We start from the raw sequence: 23,494 nt of genomic DNA on the forward strand, positions 1-23,494 counted from the left end.
GCCCATATAAACAGTGCTTTAAACATAAAAAAGACAGCTTAGGCTGTCTTTTTTTATGGCAAGTACAGTCCCAATTGTGCCAGACATACATTACTGTGGGTAATCAGCGCCTAACTCTTAGAAAGGATTGCTAACAAAACACCTTCAATACTGCCCTTGGAAATGTAACAAGGTATGACCATATATAAGGTATAGTACGCAGCATAGACATAGCGTTAAATATCATCAAAAAAAATAAGGGCACCAACAATGCTTAACACATTAAAAAATATCAATACCAAAAAATTAGCCACTACTTTAGGTCTAGCAACTGCCACTGCGGTAGCATCTACTGTGTCTATGGCGGCAGGCACCTTAACCCCTACTACAGCAGATTACAACTTCACTGCTGAAGGTAAATACAAAGGTACTGCCACTCGCAGCCTCACCAAATCAGGTAACAACTGGAACTATAAAATGAGTGCCAAAGTGGCAGGTGTGGCATCAGCCAATCAAAATAGTAGCTTTATTTTAAGTGGTAACAGCATTATCCCAACCAGCGCCAGCACCACTTATAAGTTATTTGGTGTGGGACGTACCCACAAGGTTGCTTTTAGTGACTCAGGCAAAAAGGTCGTTAGTACTTACCGTGGCAAGTCTTACAATCTGTCTGCGCCCAATAGAGCTTTTGATGACTTAAGCTTAGAGGCTCAAATCAGACAAGATCTCTTAACGGGCAAATTCACTGGCAACTACTATATGGTCAAAAAAGATAAGGTTGAAAAAACCCCGTTTAAAAAGGCGGGCAATACCAAGATAACCGTGCCTGCAGGTACCTTTGATACGGTACGTGTCGATCGTATTCATGATGACAAGAGTCGCTCCACCAGCTTCTGGTTAGCCCCAAGCTTAGATTATCTTCCTGTCAAAGTCGTCCAAAGCGATGACGGTAAAAAAATGGAAATGGAATTAACCAAGGTGCGTTAATAGCGACAACATATTGCTAACAATAGATAATACAACAATCCCCCGTCAGCTCATGGCGGGGGATTGTTGTCTCTGTTTGAAAATCTCTAGCCATTCATAGAGGGCAGCCGCTTTAACAGCTTAAATAAACCCATATTAATAGCGAGCAGCAATAGCACATCTAGGCCATATACCCAGGCCACACTGATACCACTGTCATAAAACCTTGAAAATAAGGTCACACCGCTTGCACCCAAATATACCAACGTCAGCATACTGCTCATCAATAGTGCGTAAGGCGACTTGCCTTTAAGCATCCAAGGAGTAACAATTAAGGCGGGTATCAGCCATAAAATCTGCCAGGCGATACCGCCGATGATATCAGGATGAGCCGGCAATAATAGCCCAAGCAAAACAGGTAATCCAAGAGACCTATAGATAAGCCAAACCAACCAAATTATGCGCAGCTTGGCCTGTAGGTTGGCAATCGCCACTACGTTCTCAGCTGAGGCTCTATCCAACGTTTTTTTATTCGCCATAATTTATGACCACGTAGCGTTGATCAGGGCTTTGGTCGCTTGAGCCAAACGTTTTCCTTGAGCGATAGCCAAAGTGCGCTCATCTTTGGTGACCGGCTGATCATGGGCACTACCGCTAACATGACTAGCACCATAAGGGGTGCCGCCACGATTGGTGCGTCCCAGCTCCGGATTAGAATAAGGTAGGCCCAATACCATCATGCCATGATGCAGCAGCGGCATCATCATGGTCAATAAAGTCGTCTCTTGCCCACCATGCATGGAGCCGGTACTGGTAAACACGCAAGCGGGTTTGTTCTGTAGATTACCTGCCAGCCATAAGGTCACTGTGCTGTCCCAGAAGTGCTTCATCGCACCTGCCATATTACCAAAATGAGTGGGGCTGCCTAACGCTAAGCCTGAACAGTTCTTTAAGTCAGATAGCGTGCAGTATAAATCGCCTTCATCGGGAATGGCAGGCTTGGCGACCACGGTCTCTGCCGCGACTGTCGGCACAGTGCGTATACGCGCGGTCATACCCGCATCTTCAATCCCTTGAGCAATGGCATAGGCCAACGCTTTGGTGGTGCCATGCTGAGAATAATAAAGCACAAGCACATAAGGGGTATCCGTAGACTGTATAGGGGCTGATGGGTTTGTCATATCACATTACATCCGATGAATTAATTATTGTATAAAACCAAATCTGCAGGCAAGCATCAGGCGACAGATTGCTTTATCTATACCAAATCTGCACACAACCGCTAAGCGCTCGTCATCTGCTTACCATTATCATATCATTAAGAAACAAACAATCTTCACAATCTGGTTATCAATTTTTGTTAAACTAGCCACAATTTTTACTACACCAGACTGATAATTCGATATTTTTATTAACTTTGCCCTCTTAACTGACTGACACTGACGCTAATATGGAAAAACTGTTAAAAAAACTGCCTTTTTATGACCATACTTGGTTTAACTTCCTGCGCTTTTTGATTGGTAACTTTATAAAAGATGATGGTCAGCAAAAAGCGGCTTCTTTGACCTATACCACTTTATTATCCATTGTACCTATTTTAACGGTTTTGTTGATGATTTTGTCTTCTGTGCCGGCTTTAGAGTCAGTACGTGAGCAGATTTCAAACATTATCTACAGTAACTTGCTGCCTCAATCTGGGCTACAGGTTTCTGAATATATTAATAATTTTGCCGAAAAATCGAGCAATTTAACTGCCATTGGTGCACTTGCTTTATTTGTGACCACCATCATGACCCTCACCACCATTGAGCGGGCATTTAACCAGATTTGGCGGGTGGAGGATCGCTCAGGAGGTATTAAGAGTATTGTACGTTATTGGACCATCATTACCCTAGGTCCTTTGGTATTAGGCACCGCCTTTTTGGTCTCAAGTGCCGTGCAAAGCTTAAGTTTTTTGAACCAGCAAGTCGCCGGTTATGGTATCGACTGGGGATTTTGGGTGCAAGTGGTATCTTTTGCTGTCACCATTGCCGGCTTTATCGGTATGTATTGGTTTATCCCAAAAGCGAAAGTGCCGCTAAAAAATGCAGCGATTGCAGGGGTATTTGTGGCGGTTACCTTTGAGTTATTAAAATACTCATTCGGTATCATCATGAGCAATTTTACCAGCTATGAGGCAATCTACGGCGCCTTTGCTGCCTTGCCTATTTTCTTATTATGGATTTACTTGTCTTGGAACTTGATCCTATTGGGTGTTGAGATTAGCTATACGCTCACTATTTTTGCCACCAGTGAAGTCTATCCGCGTCATCCATTATTAAGCTTACTAGACATGCTCAACTTAGTACACGACCGCTACCAGCAAGGCAAGGATACCTCTGAGGAGGATTTGCGCAGTGTGTTAGGACGCAAGGAGCTGCCAAAATGGTTCACTTATCTCAATTACCTCAAAGATGCTCACTTAATCACTGAGACTGACGAGGGTAATTATGTACTCAAAAAAGATTTAGATAACATAACCTTATGGGACTTTTATCGTACTTTGCCCTATCCGCTGCCCATTAAAGATGAGCTCGATGAGGTCTGTGCCAATGCACGCACTCCGTGGTTAAGCTTACTGGTGCAACGCTTTGTCCAAACTGAGAAGCATGCCAGACAAGAGCTGGATATTCCTTTAGCAAAAATATTTGCGCACAGCCTACCCCGTGAAAAAGTAGAGGTGTCTCACTCCGTATTCTCTGCGCAAGATGCCGATGCTAAGCGTACTACAAGCCAGTCTACCACAGCCGAAGGTGGCAGACAGAGCGCAGCAGCAGATGGCAAATTTGATGCGCAGCCCTTTGACCCTAATGCCGATGTGCTGCCTGATAGTGACAGTAAAGAGGCAACCAATCCCCCGGATGCGGATATCAAGGCTGCCGCTGCCAAAGGCACGGTTAACTCAGCTCAGCACTCTAAGCATACCGAGACTGCCAAACAAGAGCATAAAAAGACAGGTCTACTGGGTTTGTTCTCACATGATAAGGATGCGCCGATCATCACCGAAGATGATAACCCTAACAAGTAGCTTTTTTTATAGGCTTATAAGATAGGCAAGATTGCTTTAAACCTTGTCATCCGTATCCATAATATGACCCATTACGCCACCAATTAGGCTTAGATTTATGCAACATGCCACCGACTTAAGTTTGTTAGAAATCAGTGCGGTTTTTTTGAGCCTGACGGCTTTATTGGCCTACCTCAATAAACGCTTTATCGGCTTGCCTACCAGTATTGGTGTCATGGCTATCTCTTTAGTATTGTCTATTTTTGCCATTTTTTTGGGTCTATTGGGCTTTGATAAGCTTATTGATTATGAAAAAGGGCTGCTTGCTGAGTTGGATTTTACCGAGGTTTTGCTCGATGGTATGCTGTCTATGCTGCTATTCGCTGGGGCGCTACATATTAATCTAGGAGACTTACGTACTTATAAGCTGCCCATTGCTATTTTGGCTTTATTTGGCACGTTGGTGTCCTCGCTGCTGATTGCTGCGGCAGTCTATTTTACGCTGCCCCTATTTGGCTTTGAATTAAGCTTTATTTGGTGCTTGTTATTTGGTGCGCTTATCTCCCCTACAGATCCCATTGCGGTTATGGGTATCCTAGCCTCAGCTGGCGCTCCAAAGAGCTTAGAGACGGTGATTGCCGGCGAGTCACTATTTAATGATGGCGTTGGGGTAGTTATTTTTGTGCTGCTACTGGGTATTTTAAACAGTGGCGACATTCCCACTACCGGATACATACTACACTCTTTAGCGGTAGAGGCTGGCGGCGGTATTTTATTTGGCCTCATATTGGGCGCAATCTTGTACTATCTGCTCAAAAGTATCAATAGCTATCAAGAGGAGGTGCTGATCACCTTGGCTGGGGTACTGGGTGGGTATGCGCTGGCCAGTCACTATCACCTATCGGGCCCACTGGCCATGGTAATGATGGGTCTGATGATCGGTAACAAGGGCCGCGCCTATGCCATGAGTGACCAGACCCGCCATTATGTGGATCTGTTTTGGGAGCTGGTCGATGAGATTTTAAATGCCATTTTATTTGTGCTCATTGGCCTAGAAGTGGTGGTGATTGCCTACTCAGGTAATTTATTCATGGCCGCAGCTTTGGCCATTGTGATTGCCCTATTGGCGCGTTATATCGTGGTGGGTTTGACCACAAAAACCTTTAGAAAGCAGCTGGATTTGCCCACTGGTGCTTGGAAAGTACTGACTTGGGGCGGTCTGCGTGGGGGGATTTCAGTGGCCTTAGTGCTGCAGCTGCCGTCAAGCCCTGAACGTGATGTGCTGCTTGCCCTCACCTACGCCATTGTGATTTTCTCAATCTTAGTTCAGGGCTTAACGATTGGTAAGGTGGCCAAAAGCATTGCGCCTAGCAAACAAAAGGTATTAGGGCCAGGTGCTTAATGCTAAGCTTTATATTTGTCCTAATTTATGGCTAGGTTATAAGCGCTTGCCCAAGATAACGATATCTGCATAAAAACCTTGCATGTCACAGACGCTCGGCAGGCGGCCCCAAGGCTCAAAGCCAAACTTATTAAACAAAGCGATACTGGGCTGATTATGACCAAATATTAATGCTAGGATATTTTGGATACCCAAGCTTGGTGCTTGCTGCATCATCCAAGTTAACAGCAAGCTGCCTAATCGGCGACGATGAAACTGTTGGCCCACATAAATACTGATTTCACTACTAATGTCATAGGCACTGCGACTTTTGACATCACTAAAGCTGCCCCAAGCCATGACGTCATCTTCCAGGTTTTTTAGCACATAAATGGGACGAGTGGGATGCTGATTGTGCTCATCGAACCAAGGCTGTCTATCGGCCACAGTGACTGAATGAAGATCGGCAGTTGAGGCTTTGGTTGTGATACTTTGATTGTAAATCTCCACAATGGCTGGCAAGTCGGCTGCAGTCGCCAGTTTAATAACAAAGGGTTGGTTTTGGCCATCAAGCTGATAACCATTTTTGTCATTGAGGTTGCTGGCATTAAGGTTGCCGTCAGATGTAAAGTGGGCTTGGCAGTCAGAGGCATGCTTATTGGACATAGAGTAATTCTCACAATAATCACCCAAGACTCATTTTGAGCCTCAGAGACGTTAATTTTGCATTATAATGGGCACTTATTACCTCAAAATTAGTAGCCCTATATTACTATTTCACTATTTGCCACCTACTGCTCAGCCCTTAAATGCTGCACCAGTAACTTGCATCTATCATTGTGTTTATCGATAAGGCTTTATGAAAACAATTTTTTTAGACTTGGCCACCATACATGGCACCAAAAGCGACCCCGCCCTAGCCTCAGCTAGTGTTCTAACCATTGGTAATTTTGATGGTGTTCATCTGGGTCATCAAGCCATGCTAAAGCAGTTGCAAGACACTGCCAAACAGCAGCAATTATCGTCAATGGTGATGATTTTTGAACCGCAGCCTAGAGAGTATTTTGCCCAATTAAAAGGCGATCCTGAGTCAGCGCCTGCCCGCCTTACCTCTCAAGATGAGAAGCTAACACTGCTCAAAGACTTTGGTATTGATACCGTGGTGGTGGCTAAGTTTGATGAGGCTTTTCGCTCGTTATCGGCCACTGAGTTTGCTGACATGCTGACCCAGTATTTAAATGTGCAGGCCTTGGTGCTCGGCGACGACTTTAGGTTTGGTCATGACCGCACCGGTGACAGTGCCTTTTTACGCAGTTACGGCTTACCTGTAACTAACTTGCATACCATTACCGATACCCAAGCCATCGCATCTGGTGTCGCAGAGGACTTAAGTGACAATCGTATCAGCTCTACTAGAATTCGTGAGCTCTTATTGGCAGGTGACTTGCGCATGGCCAATCATTTGTTAAATAGAGATTACAGCATTACAGGTGAGGTGGTGGGCGGTGATAAAATCGGCCGCACCTTAGACTTTCCGACCGCCAATATTGAGCTCAATCGCGTACGACCTGCGCTGCACGGTGTCTATGGGGTGGATGTGGTGGTTTTAGATGAGCAAGGCGCAGTGATAAAAAACGCGTTTGCCCACTTAGCGCAGCCTGAACAGTTAGGCATATCTGGCCTACGTCCACACAGCCTATTTGGCACAGCAAATATCGGTATTCGCCCTACAGTTGATAAGCCTCACGAGTGGCGCTTAGAGGTATTCTTCCCTAAGTTCTCAGGTGATTTATATGGCAAAACATTGCAAGTAAGATTTTTACATCACCTACATGATGAACGTAAGTATGATGGCCTAGAAGCTCTCAAAGCGGGTATCCAGCAAGATGTGGCAGACTTAATTGAGTGGCGTAACCAAGCCCAATAAGCTATGTTTGCTATAAATTATGCCCATCAACAAGGGGACAGATCAGGCATCTGTCCCCTTGTTGATAACAACGCCATAAAAGCTTTAGCAAGCCCAATTAATATAAAAAATGGGGCTGTCCTAGATAACTAGTTCAAACCCTGTTTAACCCATTGTTTTAATTGTAGTAATTGCGACTTTGGGTCACTGTGATTAAAACGCCACTCACATTCCTTTAAATAGAGGTGAAAATGCTCTTTTGGAACTCCGTTAAACTTGCGTAGATGCCGTTTAGCTTGGTTCCAAAAGTTCTCTATACCATTAATGTGATTCTTGTCATTAACAAAGGTTTTGGAGTGGTTGATACGATAATGAGTAAACTCACTGACATCTAATGCGTTATAGCTTTTAAATGAGTCAGTATAAACAATGCTATCAGGCTTCACTTTTTCTCTTATGATGGGGATCAAAGTATCTGCTTTAGCATTGGGTATAATACAAGCGTAGACCTTGCCATTACGCTTTAATAGACCAAACACGGGCACTTTGCTACCAGCACCTCGCCCTCGCTTGCCTTTACGAGTGCCACCAAAGTATGATTCGTCTACTTCGATTTCGCCTTCAAATAGACCAGGGTCTTGGCTATTCTCGTAAATAAGCACTCGTAGCCTATGAAAGTAATAACTGGCTGTGGTTTTATTAACACTAATTAGGCTTGCTGCTGTTCTCGCGGTAGAACCAGCAACAAATAACTCGATGAGTCTGTTTTGTTTATACCAACTTAGTTTACTCTTTCTCATAGTGCTATCCTAAATAATTTTATTTATCTAGGACAGCCCCTAAAAAATTAATGTGTAATAAGCTTAACCACCGCACTGGCCGCTTTAAAGCAGCTTTCGATACGCCCCTCATCGCACCAGTCTCCAGTGACAATCCACTGTTTTTTTGTATCTGCATAGGCGATATAGTCACTGACACAGGGCTGCTGCGTAGCGGCATAGCGCCAACGATGACAGTCCACATACTCCGGAGCACTGTCCTCATCCCAGCTTAGTATCTGCCGTGCAGCTTGATACATGAGCGCTTTAACTTGCTCAATATCTTGATCGACATTGGCCTGTGCCCAATTATTTGAGGCATGAAGGGTTATACTTGGCAGCAGCTGCTCTCGGCCAGGCTTATGGTGCTCAGCAAAGACAGTCTCTATCACAGCGTGTTTATCATTCACTTGCAGTATGTCTGAGTCTTTATCTTGTAGTACTTGCGGTAATACTTGCCCCTGATTCCAGCCGAGCATTAGGCTATAGCATGCCAGCATCTGAGGCAATTGAATGGCCTGCAAATGGGCAAAGTCTGTATCGGCAAATAGCTCAACCGCTTGCGCTTGCGGCGCAGTACAGATAACCCAATCATAGCTGCCTAAGACTATACCCTGCTCATCGCACAATAACGTTTTATAGTCACCAGTGAGTGTGTCTGTATGTGCAGAATGTGTAGCGGTTGGTGCAGCCTGTATGATGGATTGACTAGATAAAGGCGCAACTCGAGTCTTGTACTTGATAGCCGTATGGGTCAGAGCTTTGGCCAACTCACGGCCAAAATGGGTCATCTTTGGAGTGGCAATATAGCGCGGCTGGCTATCTGCCCAAACTTTAGCAGGCTCAATATGACTAACTGGATTGTGCGGTAACCCCTCATCTACTATAGCTACCTGAGCTACCTTAGCCTGCCAAGGCTCAATGGTCTTACGATGAATCCAAGGCTGCAAATACTGCTGAAATGCCTCTGATTTTGCGGTAAAAAACTGCGCGCCAAAGTCGAACTGCCACAGCCTATCTCCCCCGCTCGGCGGCTTTTTGTAACGAGTCGCCAGACGCCCGACCCCGGCAGATTTTTCGAATAGTTCGATGGCCACAGCCCGGCCCTGCCGCAAAAATGCTTGCTCTAACAGCTGCGCACTCATCAGCCCTGTCAACCCAGCACCAATAATGGCAATACGAGTCACTGACTCCTTTTGCTCTGGCTGTGCCTGTGCATCACAAACGAGCGGCGAGCGTGCAGTCTCGGTATTAAAGGTATTAGCAGTCATAGATAAGCCATTATAAGAATAAAAAGAGGGTGATAGATAAAAAGATAAGCGGAGCCCTGCGCTGTATTAGCGTGGTTCATTGTGGCAAATCTACTAAGCTTTGGCCAGTAAAATAAGCTTTAGCCCATATAAAGGATATCCTATTAAATCCAATAAAAAACCACCGCCTAATGTCTTAAGCGGTGGTATATCAGTAAACTGGTCAATAAACTCGTATCTTTTTTTAATAAAAACAGCCGTGCCTTGCCCGTGGGCTATTGGCGCTAAGCAATTAGGCTTGAGCGGCCTTAACGGTATTGATTAAGTCATCAACCACGCTGGCATCTGCAAGCGTTGAGGTATCGCCTAGACCATCGAACTCACCGGCAGCAAGCTTACGTAAGATGCGGCGCATGATTTTGCCCGAGCGGGTCTTAGGTAGCGCCTCAACAATATACATGGCATCTAAGTTAGCAATCGGGCCAATTTCTGCACGCACATGGCGGTTAAGCTCATTACGCAATCTTTCGGTATCTTCTTCCCCATTTCTTAAGATGATATAAGCACAGATACCTTGACCTTTTAGCTCATGCGGCATTCCGACAATGGCCGTTTCAGCGGCAGCTGGGTGCGACACCAAGGCGCTTTCAATCTCAGCGGTACCGATACGGTGGCCTGATACATTCAGCACGTCATCGACACGGCCGGTAATCCAGTAATGACCTTCCTCATCACGCATTGCGCCATCACCTGTAAAATAGCTGCCAGGATAAGTGGTATAGTAGGTCTCTAAGAAGCGCTTATGATCGCCATAAATGGTGCGCATTTGACCCGGCCAGCCGTCAGTAATAATTAAGTTACCCGCAGTCGAGCAGCCCTCTAGTTGCACGCCTTCTGAGTCAACAATAGCCGGCTTGATGCCATATAAAGGGTTCATAGCAGCACCTGGCTTCATGTCCACTGAGTTTGGCAGCGGAGCCATCAAAATACCGCCCGTCTCAGTCTGCCACCAAGTATCAACGATAGGACAACGTCCTTCACCAACCACAGCGTGATACCAGTCCCAAGCTTCAGGGTTAATAGGCTCACCCACCGTACCCAATAAGCGTAAGCTTTCACGATTTGACTCACGTACATAAGCATCCCCCTCTTTCATCATGGCCCGAATGGCAGTCGGTGCGGTATATAAGATGCTCACATCATGCTTATCGATGATTTGACCAATACGCGCCCAAGTCGGATACTGCGGTACCCCCTCGAACATCACTGTGGTGGTTCCATTGGCCAGCGGCCCATAAGTGACATAGCTGTGACCGGTCACCCAGCCCACATCAGCCGTACACCAGAACACATCATCTTGCTTGATATCGAACACATCTCTAAAGGTCGATAAGGCATAGGTCAAATAACCACCCGTGGTGTGTACCACGCCCTTGGGCTTACCGGTTGACCCTGAGGTGTACAGTAAGAACAGTGGGTCTTCAGCATTCATGGTTTCAGGTGGGCAGTCTTCATTGGAGTTATCAATGAGCGTATGATACCAAGCATCACGGCGGCCACTCATTGGCACTGAGTTGCCGGTACGGTGTACCACAACCACTCGCTCCACACATTCTGTGCCGTCAACATCGAGCGCTTTGTCTACATTGGTTTTTAGCGGCGTGTATTTGCCACCACGCACCCCTTCATCTGCTGTGATGACCAATTTGGCTTGGCTATCGATAATACGACTGGCCAAACTTTCAGCTGAGAAGCCACCAAATACGACAGTATGAATCGCCCCAATACGGGCACACGCCAGCATAGACACCACAGCTTCTGGCACCATTGGCAGATACAATACCACTCTGTCGCCTTTGCCCACGCCCATTTTGCGCATGGCATTACCCAGACGGCATACTTCTGAATGCAGCTCTTTAAAGGAGATGATCTTGTGTAGTGCAGGGTGATCGCCTTCCCAGATGATGGCCGGCTTGTAAGGGTTGTCTGCCAGATGACGGTCGAGACAGTTCACCGAAACGTTCAGCTCACCATCTTCATACCACTTAATTCTAAAATTATCTAAGTCGTAATTGACGTCTTTGATTTTGGTGGGTTTTTTGATCCAATCAATTAGCTCTGCTCGTTTTGCCCAAAAAGCTTCATTGCTTTCAGGAGACTCAATTGACTCTTGGTAGATTTGTGCGTATTTTTCAGGAGTAATGTTGGCTTGAGCTGAGAATTCGGGGCTAATTGGAAACTGTTTCATATAATAAAGTCCTTTTTATTTTATTGTGACTCTTGTCCTAGAGATCACCGGGTGTTAAACCGTTAATAGCAGGCTTAATCTGCTGCGTTATCGTGATAAAATAGGATAAAACCAGTAGCAAACCTGGTAGGCTTATAATAAGGCAGGCAAATTAAGAGGTTATCTTTTATTTTATGCCCTACAGTCGCTGCCTCGACCTTGATTGCCGGTTTACTCAGTCCTATCCTTGTGACTGTTACCCTAATAGTTTTACTAGATTTTGCTACAGTTGTAAACTGTTATTTTATCTAACCCCCTAAAATCTTTATAATTTTTATAAATTTATCACCTTTTTAGAGCCGTCTATTGACCTATTTTAACCACCATATACCCTATAAAAATTATCAGCGACCGCGTGATAACTGAGACTTACCTTAAATTTATACGCAAACTAATTATCAGCTTGGCCTGACCTATTGCCAACCACCGGCCGCCTAGCCCTTCTTAATTCACTCTTATTTAAAAAGCCATATTCATGACCCAAAACCAAGCATACTCTCATAAACACCTTAATAGCGCCTGTTTAGATACCACCTGTGCATCTGCACACCAAGGCTTAAACAAATCGGTCGATGTACTGATCATAGGCGCCGGCGCCTCTGGTCTATACTGCGCGTTTACCGCAGCTCAGCGCGGCCGATCGGTATTGGTCATTGATCACGCCAATAAAGCGGGAAAGAAAATTCTTATGTCAGGTGGCGGGCGCTGTAACTTTACCAACTATGTGGTCGAGCCTGAGAACTTTATCGCCAGCAACGCACACTTTTGTAAATCGGCGCTCACCCGCTACAACCCTTGGGAGTTTATTGGGCTGGTAGAAAAGCATGGTGTCCCCTATCATGAGCGTGATTACGGACAGCTGTTCTGTGATGACTCGTCAAAAGACATCCTAAATCTATTACTTGATGAATGCTCAGAAGCTGGCGCTAAAGTCCAATTAAAAACTGATATTATTTCTATTAAGTCTTTGCCACAAGATAACGATAAACAAGGCTTCATTGTTGAGACCTCAAAACAGACCATTCATTGTCACTCACTGGTTATCGCCACCGGTGGCTTATCGATTCCGACTATGGGTGCGACCGGCTTTGGCTATGAGGTGGCTGAGCAGTTCGGACACCAAATCATCAAGACTTCAGCCGGCTTAGTTCCCTTCACCTTTACCGATAAGGTCGGTGAGGTCATCGCTTCATTGGCGGGCATTAGCCTTGATGTGATCGCCTTTAATGAGCGCATTTCATTCCCAAGACCCATGCTGTTTACACACCGAGGATTATCAGGCCCGGCCATGCTACAGCTTTCCAACTACTGGCAGGTGGGCGAAGCGATACACATTAACTTGGTGCCTAATGTGGATATCGCTGAGTTATTAAAACAAGCCAAAGCTCAGCATCCAAAACAATTAATTCGCAGCGTATTGACTGAATACTTTCCAAAAAAACTATTGCTGGCGCTACAGGACTTACATTGGTCAGATTTTAAAGACAAAGAGCTTGCCAATATTAAAGACGAGGCGTTAGATACTATCGGCGACAAAATTAATAATTGGACCATTAATCCCTCAGGCACTGAAGGCTATCGCACCGCTGAGGTTACCCGAGGCGGCGTAAATACTGATGAGGTGTCCTCAAAGACCTTTGAGAGTAAAAAGCAGCCAAACTTATACTTTATCGGTGAAGTGCTCGATGTGACAGGCTGGCTTGGCGGCTATAATTTTCAGTGGGCATGGGCCAGTGGTAAGGCTTGTGGTGAGGTGGTCTAGGGGACTAAAGCTATTTATAAAGAGCCTAATATATATCGTCATAGGCTCTGTTTATAGTGGCTACCTTAACAAATCAACGTAGAGAGTATTAAATGGCCGGATCGGTAAATAGTCCTGCCCGCTCAAAGTCTGCTGCCAAAGCAAAAAGCCTCGCCTCATCATTCATACGCCCAATAAATTGCATGCCAATCGGTAAGCCCTTATTGCTCATGCCTAGCGGGACTGACATGGCCGGTAGACCTGTAATATTGCCCAAAGTCGTAAAGGCCATTTTGCTTAATACCGGTGCGCTTAGCTTCTCGACCAAGCTTGAGTTATAAATCCATTTACCCAGATTAACGCCTCGATCAATCAAGCCGCTAACATTAAGCAGTAGCTCATCAATACGACTGGGCGGCAGCACCCCATGCTTAACTGCAGGCGTCGGCACCGTCGGGCATAAAATCATATCGTACTGCTCAAGAATCAGTCCGGTCTGGTACTGTACGTCATGCCAGCCTTGCTTGGCTTTAAGTAGGTCAATCACACTTAGCGAGCGTCCTATCATGACCATATTTCGAGTCTGTGGCTCCAGATTAGCAACTTGCTGCGGCCCATAGCGCAGCGACAAATCTTCCACAAAATGCGCCGTATGAGCACACACCACTGTAAAAAAATCTCGCCACATGCGGTCAATATCAATGTTTGGGGCGGCATAGTCTATTGTGTGCCCCATATCTTCAAGCTGCCGTGCTGTTTTTTCTAGTACCGCCAGCACCTCTTTGTCTACTGTGGCACCTGGAAACAAAGGCGCTTGCATCAGCGCAATCTTTAACGGTTTAGACGGTGTCTGTGTGGCCTGTAAAAACTGGCCGTTATCAGAGGCCTGTGTCACAAACGCTGAGCCAACCTCTCTACCAGCCGTGGCATCAAGCATGGCGGCACTGTCGCGCACACTGCGGGTAATCACATGGTCGGCCACAGCTCCCTCCCAGCCTTCAGCATAGAGAGGACCACTGGGATTACGGCCACGACTGGGCTTTAAGCCAAACACGCCGCACCAAGCGGATGGGAAGCGAATAGAGCCACCCCCATCACCGCCACCTGCCATAGGTACGATACCGGCACTCACTGCTGCAGCACTGCCACCTGATGAGCCGCCGCTGCTATAGCCTTTTTTAAATGGATTATGGGTGGCGCCATAAGACTTAGGCTCTGTGGTAATAATTAAGCCAAACTCTGGGGTATTGGTTTTACCAAAGGTATTGACGCCAGTGGCTCGCATGCGTTTTACCAGCTCGTTGTCTTGCTCTGGCACAATATGAACGCTGCGGCTGCCCATTTTAATCGGCTCATCGGCAAATAAGTAATTTAAATCTTTTAATAAATAAGGCACCCCAGTGAATATGCCTTGAGGCAAGCCTCGCTGCACTTCGTTAAATGCCCGCTCATCAAATCGATGAATGATGGCGTTAAGCTTAGGATTTAGCCTATTGGCCTGATATATAGCCGCATCTAGAGCCTGTTTGGCACTGATTTCACCGGATCTAATAAGCGCTGCCAATCCTATGGCATCATATTGCGGGTATTCTTTAAACATAGCGTCCTCTGCTCGTGTTTGGGGGGTAAATTGGCTCTTTTGAGAGCTTAGGTCATTTTGACAAAATAGTTAGGCAAATCTTTATCCTAGCTTATCTTAAAGATGATAAAAAAGCCAAACTCGAAAGTTTGGCTTTTTGTTGTCATTCTAAGGCTTTAGGCAGTGAAGATTACCTTAAACCGGTACTTCCATCAGTAACACGCGAGAGTCCGCTAAGGCTTCTACATCAAAGCCTGTTACCTCTGTGATACCCATACCATCACGTCTGTCTAGGATTTCATCACCAATCTTGACTTGACCTTCAATAACCAATGCATAGACGCCATTATTTTTATTTTTTAGGTCGTAATGAGCGGTTACGCCTTTATCTAGATTACCCATGTGGAACCAGGCATCTTGGTGAATCCATACGCCAGCGTCGTCTGGGTTGGGCGATAAAATCTGACCAAACTCATTAGGCTGTAACATATCAGCGATTTTTAACTGCTGATAGCGAGGCTGAACACCTTGCTTGTTAGGCACAACCCAAATTTGGAAGAATTTTACTGGCTCATTGGCGGTGCCATTCATCTCACTGTGCACAATACCGGTACCAGCAGACATAACTTGGATCTCACCACTTTCGATGATGCCGTTTGTACCGATAGAATCTTTATGCGCAAGTCTACCTGAGGTTGGAATAGAAATAATTTCCATATCACGGTGAGGATGCGTACCAAAACCATTACCCCCTTCTACGTGATCATCATTAATCACACGTAGAGCACCAAAGCCCATACGAGCAGGGTTGTAATAGTTGGCGAAGCTAAAGGTATGTTTACTTTTTAGCCAGCCATGGTCAGCGTCACCACGAGTATTTGATCTGTGTAAGATAGTTTTCATAGGGTGTCCTTATTCTTAGTATCAATTAAACGAGGTCATTATATCATACATTTGAGCTTAACCAATATGCCTGACTGTTAACTTTAGTTTAATTGTGTAAAGAGTTCATTTAGGGCTAAAGTGACTGTTTAATAAGGGTTAATATAGTGCCCAATAACCCGTTCATCCTATATATAATAAGGCTTTAATCCTATTTTATGGCTACATTAATAATTCACGCTTACCACTTTTACCCATAGAGCTTACCAATCCGGCCTCCTCCATAGAGTCTACAATTCGTGCTGCTCGGTTATAACCAATACTAAACTTACGCTGGATGCTCGAAGCAGATACTTTGCGGGTCTCCATGACAAAAGCCACCGCCTCGTCATAAAGCGCATCGTCTTCACCAGAGGTATTGCCTGCGCCACTGCTGCTTGGACTAGTTAATTCAAAGTTGCTGGCCATATTGTCAATATAATCTGGGGCGCCCCGTTCACGCCAGGCATCACAGACTCGGTTGACCTCCTCATCACTGACATAAGCACCGTGTACGCGATCAGGCTCAATTTGGCCTGGGCCTAAAAACAGCATATCACCATTACCAAGCATATCCTCAGCACCGCCAGCGTCCAAAATGGTGCGTGAATCGACTTTTGAGTTAACGCGTAGCGCTGCACGTACCGGAATATTGGCTTTGATAAGACCCGTAATAACATCTACCGAAGGACGCTGGGTCGCTAACATTAAGTGAATACCCGCAGCACGAGACTTCTGAGCCAGACGGGTGATCAGCTCTTCAGCTTGCTTACCCACTTGCATAATCATATCGGCAAATTCGTCCGCCACGATGACAATCATAGGCAGTGTCTTAAGCTTAGGCGCTTTATCGATACTGACGCTGTCATTTGGGCGCCATAAAGGGTCGATAATAGGCCGGCCGGCCTTCTCAGCGGCAATGACTTTTTTGTTAAATTCGCCCAATTTACGCACTTTTAATAAGCTCATAAGCTGATAACGGCGCTCCATCTCAGCCACACACCAAGATAAACTACTAGCCGCCTCATTCATATCGGTCACCACAGGGGTTAACAGGTGCGGAATATCATTGTAGTTGGCCAACTCTAATTGTTTAGGATCAATTAATATTAAGCGCAGCTCAGAGGGCTTATATTTAAGTAGCATCGACAGCAGCATAGCGTTGACCAAGACTGACTTACCTGACCCTGTGGTACCAGCCACCAGCATATGTGGGGCTCGTGCTAGGTCAGTGATAATTGGCTTGCCACCAATGTCTTTACCCATCGCCATACTAATCTGGGCCTTAGGGTTTTTGTAATCTTCGGTTTGTAGCAGCTCAATCAAGCGCACCATTTCACGCTTCTTATTGGGCACCTCAATACCAATAAATGGCTTGCCAGGGATCACCTCTACCACACGCAAGGACGCCATAGATAAAGAGCGGGCCAAATCTCGGGAGATACCCGTAACTTTACTGGCCTTAACCCCAGGCGCTAAATCTACCTCAAAGCGGGTTACTACAGGTCCTGGAATCGCATTAACCACTTCAGCTTTTACATTAAACTCTTGCAGTTTGATCTCTAGCAGCTCTGATAATTGCGCCAGTTCCTGCTGGGTATAGCTCGGCTTGCGATCTGGATCAGGTTTGTCCAAGATCGATAATTCAGGAATGGGTGACAGCCCTTCACGATACTTAGCTGTTTGCATAGCACGGCTGGTCGAAGCATAAGCTGTATCGTCATGAATCTCGGGCAACACAAACTCATCTTCATCAACATCCGGCATCATATCTTCAATATGATTGCTGGCATCGCCCTCAGGGGTAGCAAAGCGAATGGTTGGCGCTGCCTGCGTAGGCTCTGATGCCGGCTGCGGCTCATGTGGTTTTTTGGGGTTGGAAGGTGGGGTATTGGTTGGCGTTAGATCCACAAATGCTGGTGGCTCAACATTGTGCTCAACATTTTGTTCAACATCCTCTAACGGCGTCTCTAATTTAGTGTCTTGATCGGCATTATTATTGTCTAAATAACCACCTTCATCTTTAGCATCATAAAGCGCTGTTTGGTCGTCGGTCTCAAGCTCGCTCTGTGTTGCAGCGGCTTTATTTATCGACAACTCACTCTCATCAGTGACATCAGTGGCATCAGTAACTGTCTCTTGCTGAGCTTGTGCTGTGTCAGGTACTTTTACATCATATACGTCAAAATCCTGCTGCTCGATATCAAAGTTATGAGTATCAGCAGGGGCAGTATTGTCAGCATTGTCGATAGGTGCCTTGGCTTCGCTGGGTGATGGTGATACTGAGTAATCGGTAGCCTGCTGTGTCTGAGTACTACTGTCTGCCATAGAGGGCGATGAGGCGTCTACGCTATTGGCCACGGCCGTCGGCAGCGCTTGCTCATCAAGCAGCTCATTAATCACATCTTGATCATTCCAAGCGAAGCTAGGCTCCTGCTTTTTTATCAGGCTGCTCTCCGGTGCTATTGAGCCATTGGCTGCTGTCACAGGTGCTTGAGCTGCGCTCTTGGCTTGGTGCGCCTCTTGAGCTTCTTGCTCTTGTAACGCCAAGATACTCTCTGTTAATCCTGAATTTACTAAAAAGTCATCAAGCACATTGCTAAGACTGGGGTTACTGGCGTGAGCGGTAGACGGCTCAGAGGCAAGGTCTACTGCCTCATCATCTTCTGATTCAGGCAAATTCAGCTTAAGCTGCTGCAGCAGCGGTGAGCCATCGGCAGCCAAATCTTCTGGCTGTTCTTGACTGACGTGCGTCGCCATTTCACTTTCACCCTTTTGTGACGCCTCATCAACGGTAGGCTGGCGCTTGAGTCCATTTCCAAGCCAAGATAGGCTTAAGAAGGCATCAAACACACGCTTCCAATGAATATTAAAGACAAAGGTTGCGGTAATTAGGGTAAACACCAATAAAAAAGCACTGGCCCCATAAATGGTCAATAAACCGCTTAAACGAGTGGCTACTTCAGCCCCTAAAATGCCGCCAAAACGAGCGCCATTATCACTTATCAAGCCCAGTAACTGCGGCGTGATGGCCACTAAGCCACAACTGGCTAATAACAAAAAGACATAGCCTATGGCTCTTAATGGCCCAAAAGCTTGCTCACGGTGCCACCAAATACAAACCGCTTCATAAGCCAAAAACACCATCAGCCACCAAGCGGACCAGCCCATAAAGGTGTAGAGTAAATCGGAGACCCACGCCCCCACTGCCCCGCCCATGTTGCTTATCTGCCCCATATCACTGCTAATACGTGACCAGCTAGGGTCATTGGGTGTGTAAGTAAGCAAGATAACGAACACAAAAGCTGCGAGCATGACGGCAAGTAAGGTGAAAGTAACTTTTTTTAGCGTGTAAATAAGGTGTGCCGTTATCATTAATTTTTCCCAACATTTAAAACTTATAGACAATAAAACTGGTCGCCGATAGCTTATGCCTACTGGCTTATAAGCAATTTTGCTTAACCTAGTCTGTATAACCCTCTATAATAGCAAATTGTGCTCTACTTTCGAGCATCTGTTAGCTTATTTATCACATAAATAAATATCATGACTAAAACTCATTTGCTATTGCCCGCCATTGGCCTCATGGTAGTAACCAACCCCAGACTTAATAACCGATTACAAGGCATCACCGCATCTCTCAAGCGGCTTTAAATTCGGCCTATTTGCTGTTTTTATTGCTATTTTGAGCGTTTAAATTGTTGTACTTAGCATTTATTAATTACTTATTTATAACCATTAAGGAACCTTCATGACACAAGAGAACACCTCACCTCGTCACGAAAAACTCATTATCTTAGGCTCAGGCCCTGCCGGCTATTCAGCTGCTGTTTATGCGGCGCGCGCTAACTTAAAGCCTGTCATCATTTCAGGCATGCAGATGGGCGGTCAGTTAACCACCACCACTGAGGTAGACAACTGGCCAGGCGATGCCGAAGGTCTCACCGGCCCTGACTTAATGGTGCGTATGAAAGCACACGCTGAGCGCTTTGGTACTGAGATTGTCAATGACCATATCAATTCGGTCACCCTAACTGAACGACCATTCACACTTGAGGGCAACTCAGGTACCTACACCTGTGATGCGCTCATTATCGCTACTGGTGCGTCAGCTCAGTATTTGCAATTAGAATCTGAGACTAAGTTTAAAGGTTTGGGGGTATCCGCTTGTGCCACCTGTGATGGATTTTTTTATAAAAACCAAAAGATTGCGGTGATTGGTGGGGGTAATACTGCGGTAGAAGAAGCCCTTTATTTATCCAACATTGCCAAAGAGGTGGTCTTAGTTCACCGCCGTGACAGCCTGCGCTCTGAGAAAATCTTACAAGACAAATTGTTCGAAAAAGCCAAAAACGGCAACGTCAGCATCGAATGGAACCACCAAGTCAAAGAAGTGGTCGGTGATGACATGGGCGTAAACGGTATCATCATTGAATCCACTAAAGATGGCAGTACTAAGCAGCTGGACGTTATGGGTATGTTCGTGGCCATCGGCCATAAGCCCAATACCGATATGTTCGTCGGTCAGCTAGAGATGAAAGATGGGTACATTACGGTCAACAGCGGCACCAAAGGCAATGCCACTCAGACCAGTGTCGAAGGGGTTTTTGCGGCAGGTGACGTGGCAGATAATGTCTATCGTCAAGCCATTACTTCTGCCGGTACAGGCTGTATGGCAGCTTTAGATGCTGAAAAATACTTAGATTCAATCGGTGTGGCCACTGCCACAGAACACACCTATGATTCAACCTTAAGCGCAGATGCCAACGCCAATCTGTAGCTGTCTCATAGTGTCAAGTGCCAAATGCCAAGCGCTAAGACCTAGCTTATCAGGTATACGCTTATTTTAGGGCGCGACAGACACACATAAAAGGGCCAACTCACTTAGGGTTGCGCCCTTTTTTTAGCAATTTACACGATGGGTCTCAATCCGTCGCCCAAGTTAATGGATATACTTGCCGCATTAAGCTTGTTACTATATCAGCATAAAATATCTCATCTGCATCAAATATCTTGAGACATATCAAGTTTTTATTCTGATGTTGATCTTAATCGTTATTTACTCTTTGACCTGTTAAAAAATGAGCTGTTAATGGATGCCTTTGTGACCACAGATGATCCAAATTATACCCAAGCACCGGGCCATACTGCGACTGATAACGTAGCGCAGGCGCCCCTATTTGATAGCCCCTATCTGTTTCCAAATCCCAGTGAGGTAGACCCAGAGGGTCTGGGGCTGGTGGGCATGGGCGGCGATCTTGCCCCTCAGACCTTATTATCCGCCTACGCTCAAGGGCTTTTTCCTTGGTTTAATGAAGATGAGCCCATTGCGTGGTGGTGCCCTGAGCCGCGCTGCGTTTTAGCACCTGACAGCTTTGTGCCTAGCAAATCCCTACAGCGCTTGGCCAAAAATAGCCAGTGGCAGTGGTCAGTTAATAGCGACTTTGAGTCTGTGATACACGCCTGCAGCCTGCCACGTAGCTATGCTAAAGACACTTGGATTCACGATGAAATGATTGAGGCTTACTGTCAGCTGCATCAGTTGGGCTACGCACACAGTATTGAGGTCTGGGAGGACAAACAGCTTATAGGCGGGTTGTATGGACTAAAAATTGGGCAAATTTATTTTGGCGAATCGATGTTCCATCATAAAAGTAATGCCTCAAAAGTTGCTTTTTGGGCATTGACTCAGTTTTGCCAGTACACTCAGGTTCAGCTGATAGATTGTCAACTACCCAATCCCCATCTACAAAGCTTGGGGGCAGCCATTATGCCACGTGAAGATTTTTTAACCGTGTTATCTGAGCTCACGCACAAGGCTGGTGTTAATTGGCATGACTTCTCGCTTACCCGTTATGCGGTAAACGCCCTCTTGCAACGCTTTCAACCTCAGCTACAATAAGCCACAAGGTCACCTTAGATGCATCCTTACGCTGATGACGTAACCCATGATACCCATGATACTCCCACCAGTAATGCCGCCTCACAGGCGCATCTTGTGGTTAATTTATCACCGCCAAGTCTATGTAGTTACTTGCCTGACCGTGCCTCTCAGCTGCACTTTATTTTATTAGACTCAGGCGAGATTATAGACCCTGAGCGCTATACCAAGCTGTGTCAACAAGGCTTTCGCCGCAGCGGTCAAGCCTTTTATCGGCCGAACTGTCCCCATTGCCAGCAATGTATCTCAAGCCGTGTGGTGGTTAATGAGTTTGAGCCGTCAAGACGCTATCGTAAGATACTCAATAGAAATGCTCAGGTTAGCCTACAGTTAAGGCCGGCTGCCAGCGCCACCCACGAGCATTATGCGTTATATCAAAAATACATCTCCGCCCGTCATGCTGATGGCGATATGTACCCTCCCAGTCTGCATACCTTTGAGCAGTTCTTGGTAGCCAGCCCGGCCGACACTTTATTTCTAGAGTTTCGTGAGCCCAATAATAAGCTGATTGCTGTGGCCGTAACTGACCGCTTAAGTGATGGGTTATCTGCCATTTATACTTTTTTTGACCCAGATCCCAGTTATAACTCGCGTAGCCTAGGCGCCTACTGCATCTTACAACAGATTAAGATGACCCAGCGCTTAGGGCTAGCGTATGCTTACTTAGGATTTTGGATTCCCACCGTCCAAAAGATGCGCTATAAAACCAACTACGCCCCCATTGAGCTTTTGATACACGGGCATTGGCAGTATTTTAAGAGCGCCCCTACCCCAGAGCAAGTCCTTGAGCTACTGGCCACTCAGCTGCTTACCTTTAATAACTAGTCACCTTTAATCATTAGTAGCTGTAGTGATTAGTAGCTGCTTCGTAAGCAGGAGTGATTAAGTTTGGCCTTTTACGCCCGTGTGTATTGCATAATGAGTGCATCACAGCGCTCAGTTTCTCCTGAGGGCTTTGACGAGGTGTAATAGCCTTTTCGGGTATGAATCACCTCAAACCCTATCTTTTGATATAGCCTAATGGCCCCCTCATTATCGGCTCGGACTTCCAGCAGTATGCTATCAAGTCCTTTATCTGGCATTTGCGCAATCAGTTGCTCAATTAAGGATTGGGCATAACCACGGCGCTGAAAGTCAGGATGAGTGCCTATTCTTAAGATTTCTGCGGTTTCAAATACGGTGCTAACTAGGCAGTAAGCCACAGTAACTGTCTGCGGGGTGGCTTGCGGCGATGTTTGCTTTAAGAAGCCGTTATCCTCTAGCTTTTCCTCAGCTATCACCACCCAGCCATGATTAATGTCTTGGTGCAAAAGCTTGGTCACTGACTGCTCATCCCACGCATCCTGTGGCTGCACCAAACGCTCTATCTCGGCAATTTGCTTGACCCAGTCAGCCGCCTGCGCTGTATTTTTTACGGGTACTATAGATACAGGTCGATTCATTGGCATTGGCTCTTGTTAGTAGATTTGGTAGTTTATGAGCAAAGATAAGCCCACTAAAATGGTAAATGCGCATAAATTGACTTCCTCCCCTCGCTAAACCGAGGGGATTCCTACAGCTAGACGGTCAAGCCCGACCGCAAGGATGTTCTTAGCGGCATTGATATCTCTATCATGCCATGTGCCACACTCAGCACACCTCCATCCTCTTATTCCAAGACCTGCTCTACCGCTCGGACT

The 23,494-nt window shown here is 46.0% G+C and carries 19 protein-coding genes; 8 read left to right on the plus strand and 11 right to left on the minus strand.

Going from position 1 to position 23,494, the window contains the following annotated elements:
• Positions 1 to 249 precede the first annotated feature (249 nt).
• Entirely contained in the window at positions 250 to 966 is a 717-nt protein-coding gene (locus tag JMX92_RS09710; RefSeq protein WP_155586511.1) for a DUF3108 domain-containing protein, read from the plus strand.
• 86 nt (positions 967 to 1,052) lie between these two features.
• Here JMX92_RS09710 and JMX92_RS09715 read toward each other — a convergent pair whose 3' ends face one another.
• The gene (locus tag JMX92_RS09715; protein WP_155586512.1) at positions 1,053 to 1,484 is read right to left on the minus strand and encodes a hypothetical protein; all 432 of its coding nucleotides are present in this window, start codon (positions 1,482 to 1,484) and stop codon (positions 1,053 to 1,055) included.
• Between the two features lie 3 nt (positions 1,485 to 1,487).
• Positions 1,488 to 2,126 carry an NAD(P)H:quinone oxidoreductase gene (gene wrbA / locus JMX92_RS09720; protein ID WP_201545393.1) on the minus strand — a complete coding sequence of 213 codons (639 nt, stop codon included), beginning with the start codon at positions 2,124 to 2,126 and terminating at the stop codon, positions 1,488 to 1,490.
• A 269-nt stretch (positions 2,127 to 2,395) separates the two neighbouring features.
• Between wrbA and JMX92_RS09725 the strand changes: the two genes are divergently transcribed.
• Both JMX92_RS09725 and JMX92_RS09730 read left to right on the plus strand, forming a co-directional pair.
• Positions 2,396 to 4,012 (plus strand): YihY/virulence factor BrkB family protein, encoded by a 1,617-nt coding sequence (locus tag JMX92_RS09725; protein WP_201545395.1) that lies wholly within the window; start codon positions 2,396 to 2,398, stop codon positions 4,010 to 4,012.
• A 97-nt stretch (positions 4,013 to 4,109) separates the two neighbouring features.
• Complete coding sequence (locus JMX92_RS09730; protein ID WP_011959909.1) at positions 4,110 to 5,393, plus strand: cation:proton antiporter; 1,284 nt, start codon at positions 4,110 to 4,112, stop codon at positions 5,391 to 5,393.
• A 36-nt stretch (positions 5,394 to 5,429) separates the two neighbouring features.
• Here the strand turns inward: JMX92_RS09730 and JMX92_RS09735 are convergent, their stop codons facing one another.
• Positions 5,430 to 6,038, minus strand: a complete 609-nt coding sequence (locus JMX92_RS09735; RefSeq protein ID WP_201545397.1) for a GNAT family N-acetyltransferase — start codon at positions 6,036 to 6,038, stop codon at positions 5,430 to 5,432.
• A gap of 193 nt (positions 6,039 to 6,231) precedes the next feature.
• Between JMX92_RS09735 and ribF the strand changes: the two genes are divergently transcribed.
• Positions 6,232 to 7,299, plus strand: a complete 1,068-nt coding sequence (gene ribF / locus JMX92_RS09740) for a riboflavin biosynthesis protein RibF (protein ID WP_201545399.1) — start codon at positions 6,232 to 6,234, stop codon at positions 7,297 to 7,299.
• A gap of 128 nt (positions 7,300 to 7,427) precedes the next feature.
• Here ribF and JMX92_RS09745 read toward each other — a convergent pair whose 3' ends face one another.
• The 3 genes from JMX92_RS09745 to acs form a co-directional block, all read right to left on the minus strand.
• Positions 7,428 to 8,078, minus strand: coding sequence for an IS1595-like element ISPssp3 family transposase (locus JMX92_RS09745; RefSeq protein WP_201545401.1), 651 nt, complete (start codon positions 8,076 to 8,078; stop codon positions 7,428 to 7,430).
• Between the two features lie 47 nt (positions 8,079 to 8,125).
• On the minus strand, positions 8,126 to 9,367 hold the full coding sequence (locus JMX92_RS09750; protein WP_201545403.1) for an NAD(P)/FAD-dependent oxidoreductase: 1,242 nt from the start codon (positions 9,365 to 9,367) through the stop codon (positions 8,126 to 8,128).
• A 271-nt stretch (positions 9,368 to 9,638) separates the two neighbouring features.
• Positions 9,639 to 11,594 carry an acetate--CoA ligase gene (acs, locus tag JMX92_RS09755; RefSeq protein WP_011959904.1) on the minus strand — a complete coding sequence of 652 codons (1,956 nt, stop codon included), beginning with the start codon at positions 11,592 to 11,594 and terminating at the stop codon, positions 9,639 to 9,641.
• 514 nt (positions 11,595 to 12,108) lie between these two features.
• On the opposite strand from acs, the gene JMX92_RS09760 reads away from it, so the two are divergent.
• Positions 12,109 to 13,395, plus strand: coding sequence for an NAD(P)/FAD-dependent oxidoreductase (locus JMX92_RS09760; RefSeq protein ID WP_201545405.1), 1,287 nt, complete (start codon positions 12,109 to 12,111; stop codon positions 13,393 to 13,395).
• A gap of 88 nt (positions 13,396 to 13,483) precedes the next feature.
• Here JMX92_RS09760 and JMX92_RS09765 read toward each other — a convergent pair whose 3' ends face one another.
• From JMX92_RS09765 to JMX92_RS09775, 3 genes are all read right to left on the minus strand, one after another.
• The gene (locus JMX92_RS09765) at positions 13,484 to 14,974 is read right to left on the minus strand and encodes an amidase (RefSeq protein WP_110816226.1); all 1,491 of its coding nucleotides are present in this window, start codon (positions 14,972 to 14,974) and stop codon (positions 13,484 to 13,486) included.
• 174 nt (positions 14,975 to 15,148) lie between these two features.
• Positions 15,149 to 15,856, minus strand: coding sequence for a pirin family protein (locus JMX92_RS09770; protein WP_110816225.1), 708 nt, complete (start codon positions 15,854 to 15,856; stop codon positions 15,149 to 15,151).
• Positions 15,857 to 16,057: 201 nt separating this feature from the next.
• The gene (locus JMX92_RS09775; protein ID WP_201545407.1) at positions 16,058 to 19,249 is read right to left on the minus strand and encodes a DNA translocase FtsK; all 3,192 of its coding nucleotides are present in this window, start codon (positions 19,247 to 19,249) and stop codon (positions 16,058 to 16,060) included.
• A 376-nt stretch (positions 19,250 to 19,625) separates the two neighbouring features.
• On the opposite strand from JMX92_RS09775, the gene trxB reads away from it, so the two are divergent.
• The 3 genes from trxB (at position 19,626) to JMX92_RS09790 (ending at position 22,640) form a co-directional block, all read left to right on the plus strand.
• Positions 19,626 to 20,654 carry a thioredoxin-disulfide reductase gene (gene trxB / locus JMX92_RS09780; RefSeq protein ID WP_201545408.1) on the plus strand — a complete coding sequence of 343 codons (1,029 nt, stop codon included), beginning with the start codon at positions 19,626 to 19,628 and terminating at the stop codon, positions 20,652 to 20,654.
• Positions 20,655 to 20,966: 312 nt separating this feature from the next.
• Positions 20,967 to 21,776 carry a leucyl/phenylalanyl-tRNA--protein transferase gene (gene aat / locus JMX92_RS09785; protein ID WP_201545409.1) on the plus strand — a complete coding sequence of 270 codons (810 nt, stop codon included), beginning with the start codon at positions 20,967 to 20,969 and terminating at the stop codon, positions 21,774 to 21,776.
• Positions 21,777 to 21,794: 18 nt separating this feature from the next.
• Positions 21,795 to 22,640, plus strand: coding sequence for an arginyltransferase (locus tag JMX92_RS09790; protein ID WP_201545410.1), 846 nt, complete (start codon positions 21,795 to 21,797; stop codon positions 22,638 to 22,640).
• Positions 22,641 to 22,711: 71 nt separating this feature from the next.
• Here JMX92_RS09790 and JMX92_RS09795 read toward each other — a convergent pair whose 3' ends face one another.
• Positions 22,712 to 23,257, minus strand: coding sequence for a GNAT family N-acetyltransferase (locus JMX92_RS09795; protein ID WP_227675339.1), 546 nt, complete (start codon positions 23,255 to 23,257; stop codon positions 22,712 to 22,714).
• Positions 23,258 to 23,350: 93 nt separating this feature from the next.
• On the minus strand, positions 23,351 to 23,494 hold a 144-nt coding region (locus JMX92_RS09800), incomplete at its 5' end, for a zinc ribbon domain-containing protein (protein ID WP_201545412.1).

The sequence above is a fragment of the Psychrobacter sp. H7-1 genome (genome assembly GCF_904846585.1).
Taxonomy (GTDB): Bacteria; Pseudomonadota; Gammaproteobacteria; order Pseudomonadales; family Moraxellaceae; genus Psychrobacter; species Psychrobacter raelei.

Coding starts and splice junctions, on each gene's coding strand:
- JMX92_RS09710 (WP_155586511.1), top strand. CDS start 250: ATGCTTAACACATTAAAAAATATCAATACCAAAAAATTAGCCACTACT.
- JMX92_RS09715 (WP_155586512.1), bottom strand. CDS start 1,484: ATGGCGAATAAAAAAACGTTGGATAGAGCCTCAGCTGAGAACGTAGTG.
- wrbA (WP_201545393.1), bottom strand. CDS start 2,126: ATGACAAACCCATCAGCCCCTATACAGTCTACGGATACCCCTTATGTG.
- JMX92_RS09725 (WP_201545395.1), top strand. CDS start 2,396: ATGGAAAAACTGTTAAAAAAACTGCCTTTTTATGACCATACTTGGTTT.
- JMX92_RS09730 (WP_011959909.1), top strand. CDS start 4,110: ATGCAACATGCCACCGACTTAAGTTTGTTAGAAATCAGTGCGGTTTTT.
- JMX92_RS09735 (WP_201545397.1), bottom strand. CDS start 6,038: ATGTCCAATAAGCATGCCTCTGACTGCCAAGCCCACTTTACATCTGAC.
- ribF (WP_201545399.1), top strand. CDS start 6,232: ATGAAAACAATTTTTTTAGACTTGGCCACCATACATGGCACCAAAAGC.
- JMX92_RS09745 (WP_201545401.1), bottom strand. CDS start 8,078: ATGAGAAAGAGTAAACTAAGTTGGTATAAACAAAACAGACTCATCGAG.
- JMX92_RS09750 (WP_201545403.1), bottom strand. CDS start 9,367: ATGACTGCTAATACCTTTAATACCGAGACTGCACGCTCGCCGCTCGTT.
- acs (WP_011959904.1), bottom strand. CDS start 11,594: ATGAAACAGTTTCCAATTAGCCCCGAATTCTCAGCTCAAGCCAACATT.
- JMX92_RS09760 (WP_201545405.1), top strand. CDS start 12,109: ATGACCCAAAACCAAGCATACTCTCATAAACACCTTAATAGCGCCTGT.
- JMX92_RS09765 (WP_110816226.1), bottom strand. CDS start 14,974: ATGTTTAAAGAATACCCGCAATATGATGCCATAGGATTGGCAGCGCTT.
- JMX92_RS09770 (WP_110816225.1), bottom strand. CDS start 15,856: ATGAAAACTATCTTACACAGATCAAATACTCGTGGTGACGCTGACCAT.
- JMX92_RS09775 (WP_201545407.1), bottom strand. CDS start 19,249: ATGATAACGGCACACCTTATTTACACGCTAAAAAAAGTTACTTTCACC.
- trxB (WP_201545408.1), top strand. CDS start 19,626: ATGACACAAGAGAACACCTCACCTCGTCACGAAAAACTCATTATCTTA.
- aat (WP_201545409.1), top strand. CDS start 20,967: ATGGATGCCTTTGTGACCACAGATGATCCAAATTATACCCAAGCACCG.
- JMX92_RS09790 (WP_201545410.1), top strand. CDS start 21,795: ATGCATCCTTACGCTGATGACGTAACCCATGATACCCATGATACTCCC.
- JMX92_RS09795 (WP_227675339.1), bottom strand. CDS start 23,257: ATGAATCGACCTGTATCTATAGTACCCGTAAAAAATACAGCGCAGGCG.